The 4,279-nt window shown below is 32.7% G+C and carries 6 protein-coding genes; all 6 read right to left on the reverse strand.

What is annotated here, in order from left to right:
* On the reverse strand, nucleotides 1-206 hold a 206-nt coding region (locus tag CBW18_RS21610; RefSeq protein WP_216359280.1), incomplete at its 3' end, for a hypothetical protein.
* Between the two features lie 342 nt (nucleotides 207-548).
* Nucleotides 549-1,127, reverse strand: a complete 579-nt coding sequence (locus tag CBW18_RS21140) for a hypothetical protein (RefSeq protein WP_088303356.1) — start codon at nucleotides 1,125-1,127, stop codon at nucleotides 549-551.
* A gap of 16 nt (nucleotides 1,128-1,143) precedes the next feature.
* Entirely contained in the window at nucleotides 1,144-1,755 is a 612-nt protein-coding gene (locus CBW18_RS21145; RefSeq protein WP_088303357.1) for a hypothetical protein, read from the reverse strand.
* Between the two features lie 146 nt (nucleotides 1,756-1,901).
* Entirely contained in the window at nucleotides 1,902-3,200 is a 1,299-nt protein-coding gene (locus CBW18_RS21150; protein ID WP_088303358.1) for a hypothetical protein, read from the reverse strand.
* A gap of 2 nt (nucleotides 3,201-3,202) precedes the next feature.
* Nucleotides 3,203-3,745, reverse strand: coding sequence for a hypothetical protein (locus CBW18_RS21155; RefSeq protein ID WP_088303359.1), 543 nt, complete (start codon nucleotides 3,743-3,745; stop codon nucleotides 3,203-3,205).
* A 38-nt stretch (nucleotides 3,746-3,783) separates the two neighbouring features.
* Nucleotides 3,784-4,279, reverse strand: a 496-nt coding sequence (locus tag CBW18_RS21160) for a hypothetical protein (RefSeq protein ID WP_088303360.1), incomplete at its 5' end; no start/stop codon positions are given.

Below are 4,279 nucleotides of genomic sequence, written 5' to 3' on the forward strand. Positions count from 1 at the left end.
AAAAAAAGCGCTGAATACTCATTTGCCTCGAATACCTTTCCATTTCTATAATATATTGTTATAGACGAAGCAAGGCCTTTTTTAGTTGAGTCTGAATGGTTAAAGGCTGCCTCATCATGAAAGTAAAATCCATTAACTTCACTAAGTTTAATTGAAATTGTTTTTTTCCCATCGCTGATAATTAAATTATCTCCTACAATACTCAATTCCAGATTCTTACTAATTAGAAAACTTTCCGTTATATAAACTAATAGTACAATAATTGATAGTTATACTTTACTTCTTCTTTTCGTTCTATCGTGCGGTGGTCTCACCGCACGAAATTAAAGTATTGTAGTTCACACGCAGCAAGCGTACGCTAGCGGGGAAACAAAAAAAGTTTCCCGTTATTTTATTTTGGAATTGTTTCGGTCAGGCCCATTTGCTGGCGCATATGTGAAGTTTTTCTCATAATGCACACGCGGCACGCATGCGCCAGCGATGGGGCTTTTCTCAATTCAAGCATTTCCTCTGTTGTGCCGGTTGCAATACCTACAGGCTGAAAACTATTATTTCTTTTCAAACCTCTCCTGAAATTCTTCTTTTGGCATAATGTAAGTTAAGTACTGTTCAACATTATATTTAAATTGATTTTCAGTAATATCAACATTCCATCCGTCCTCTGAGCCCCTTGTTTTACTGATTGAATCAGGAAGGTCTTCTCTTACTCTAAAAACAGGTATTGGATTGTCGGGGGTACCATATTTAGGATCATCTAAATCATTTTTATTTATAGTTATTATTATCTTCTTTCCCCGTAAAGAAGTTGGAAAAGCAAGTCCTTTATCATCAGGATAATTAAAAAAAGTAATCTCTAGATACTTTTTTATCGATTTTTCCCTGAAAAAAATTTTGTAAATACTTTCTTGTGGAGATAGTAAAGATGTTTTATATTGAGTATCTCTAAAATCTAGCTGATCAGGAAATAAAATCCTTAGTTCTACACAATTATCAATATATATAGGAATCGCACTTTTTGAATTATTATCTTTTTTTTTGAAAAGATAGTTAACTCCATAAATTATTAAAGGGAATATAATTAATACACCTACTGCCCAGCCAATTGCTTGTGATATTTGCTTATTCATTTACAGACCGGAACTATTATTTCTTTTCAAACCTCTTCTGAAATTCGTCTTTTGGCATAATGTAAGTTAAATAGGTTAGTACATTGTGTTTGAATTGTTGATCAGTGGGCTCTAAATTTTTATATCCGTTTACAGAACCTTCATTTTCTGAATCATATCTGATCGGCTCATCAACTCCTTTAAAATTAAAAACAGGAATAGGCTTTTCTTTAGTACCGTAATTGGGATTTTTCAAATCCTCCTTATTTACCCATGCCATTATTTCTTTACCTTCTAAAACATCAGACAATGGATAGTATTTCTGCTTATCGACATCATACATCGCTATTTTAAATATTTTTTTCATCTTTAAATCTAAAAATGAAACAGAAAGAATATTTCCACTTAAACCCTTAAAACCAATTGCGCTTGCCCCTACTCTATAATGGTCAAAACCAACACTTAAGGTATCAGAATAATCACCTTGAATAGTTGGGACATTTAAGCGCAATACTTCAATACTCTTATAATAATTTGAAAAACCCTTTTCTCCGTCATTTTTACGTACCGTAATTTTGTTATAGAGAAATACAAATAAGGGGAATAAAACAAATACTCCTATGACCCATCCTAAAAATTGTTTATTCATAACTTTTTTCAAAATAGCCTAAACACTAATAAAAATATCAAATATTCATTTCAAATAATTTTGGGAACTTAATGACATAGTATTAAATCGTTAAAAATATTCTTTTTTCATTTTCCGTATTAATTGAACTAGAATGAGTGCATTTATCATCCACTTACAACGGCAATACCATTGTTCATATCCTCTGCCATTGCATTAGCCAGTTCCATCCTCGATTGTTCTGAAAACCATGTTGCAACGAAAGGAAAGACAAAGGCAATAAGCCCCCCTCCTTTAACAGTTAATTTACCTAAATTTTTTATATTCTGTATTTTGATCGCTTTTAGATCTGGCATAACTTTGATCAAATCTCTTGGTCTTACTACATTATTGCCATCAATTGATGATTTAACCAAACTTTCTGAATATTTACCCTGCCTTATATTTTCAACAATTTGTTTTGCCTCCGCATTTTTATACATTTCTCTAGGATCAACATTTTCAATTTTTTTAAGATCATTGGCCAGTTGAGATCCCTGCTTTAATTCCGTATAGTTTCCTTTGATATCCTTTATATATTGTTTACCATTAAAGAAAACGACTAGTTTGCCATCAGGATCTTTAGCAAACCAACCCGTTTTGCCATCAATTTCCATGATATCAGGGCTTCCCAAATCTCCCGGAGTTGTCCCAGTGGGATCTTTAATAAATCCAGGTATGATCTCATTCCTATCAGCCTCATTCATGTTTTGATAATGTTCATTATCGCTCAAAGCCGTTGAACGAATAACCTCCCTTTCCCCATAAGAGGCAACAGTGACAGCCCCCATTGTGCCACCCATCCATAAAGCAACCTTAGTTACCCCCCATGCTCCCGCAGCTTCCCCAAAAGCCAAAACAGCACCAGCACCACCGAAAAAAGAAGCTATACCATTTGTCCAAATTTCCTTATTATTTAGAGCATCTATTCTTGCAGCATATTTTTCTGCTATCGACTGGCTGAAAATTGGCGAAAGTATTCCGCCTGCGTCACAAACCAACATTGAGTTCTGGGTAATTGCATTTTGCTTATTAAATCTTACGGTTTGATGTTCGATCTTCCAATTGCCACTATTTAATGAACCAGTACATTTATGACTAATTTGTGTGGCGTGATAAATCCCAAATCCGATACTGGTAGCTGCGACTATACCAACTATAAGCCAACCTATTGGCCCCAGTGCGAGAAGCGCAGCACCTAATAATAATCCTGCTCCGAATGCCAAAAAACTCCACATCGCATTCTTCGGGCTTTTACACGGAAACTCTTTGTCAATATTTTTATCTTCAATGGTCAATAGCGTTCTAGAACCCTTGCTATAAAAAACACTGATTTCAGACCGTGTATCAATAAATTTTCGTGGCGCTGCATCTGTTTGAAATGTACAGATTGCATAAACATTTTTAGGAATATAAGATGCGCTCATATTTAATTAGGTTTATAGTAAAAATATTGCCCCATACGATGGAGATTGAACGACTTCACTTTTTTACACTCAGACAAATCAATTTCTTTAATAAACAGATTGAGTAATTTCATTAATTGTTTATTTTTTGACAGGTCTTTTTTATCGTTGAATTCGAAATCCGAAATAGAAATCGAGTTTCCGTTATTAAAAAGTATTTCAAAAGCAACTCTGGATGATTTTGACAAATTATAATTGATGCTATACAAACCGATAATATCAGTTTTTTTGTACACATTTATCCTTTCATTGATTTTAACGACGAGTGTGTCCTTTATAAAGGATATATGAATCGTTGAAGAAGCAGCCTTTAGAATTAAAGTAATCCCCAAAACAATTACTCCGAAGGTAATTATCGCTAAAGACAGCTTAAAGTTTATTCCCATCAAAAGATAATATAACCAAAAGGAAATAGCTACAACCGATAATACGACTGTGTTTATGGCTAATGGCTTTAATGTAATAAGCTCTTTAAACTCAAAATCTTTCTTATTTTCCTGTTTCATAGTATAGATTATCGATCTTGATTATATTAATAAAAAATTTATTCTAACCTGGAATACCAGCATGCCCCAAGTTTTTGAATTGACCTCAGACTATTTTTATTTACTAAAGAAAAGTTTAACTCCTTTTTTGCCGTAATTAAAAATCTTCTTAAGAGTTTTGCTTTTTCTTTATCTATAGTTTGCGATGTACTCGTATCTGTTAAATTGATATTTTTCCCATTACTTAATTTGATTTGGATAGAGATAAACGACTTTTCTACCCGTTCATAATCGTAACTGTAAAAGCCTGAAATATCCGTTTTCTTATACTTTTTTAGTTGTTTTTTATTTTCTTCTATGTAAAAAAAACACTGATCAAAATAAACTACTATAGTTTTTGTCATAAAAAATTTTATAAGTAAAATCATGATTATACCAAAAACAAAAAACGTGAAAATTAATCCAAATGTTCCGAAATAACGAAAGCCTATTTCACTATATATAAAAAACAACGGAACCGCAATAATGAATCCTAAAATATAATTTACATAATGT

It is taken from the genome of Pedobacter sp. AJM (assembly GCF_002197755.1).
GTDB lineage: Bacteria > Bacteroidota > Bacteroidia > Sphingobacteriales > Sphingobacteriaceae > Pedobacter.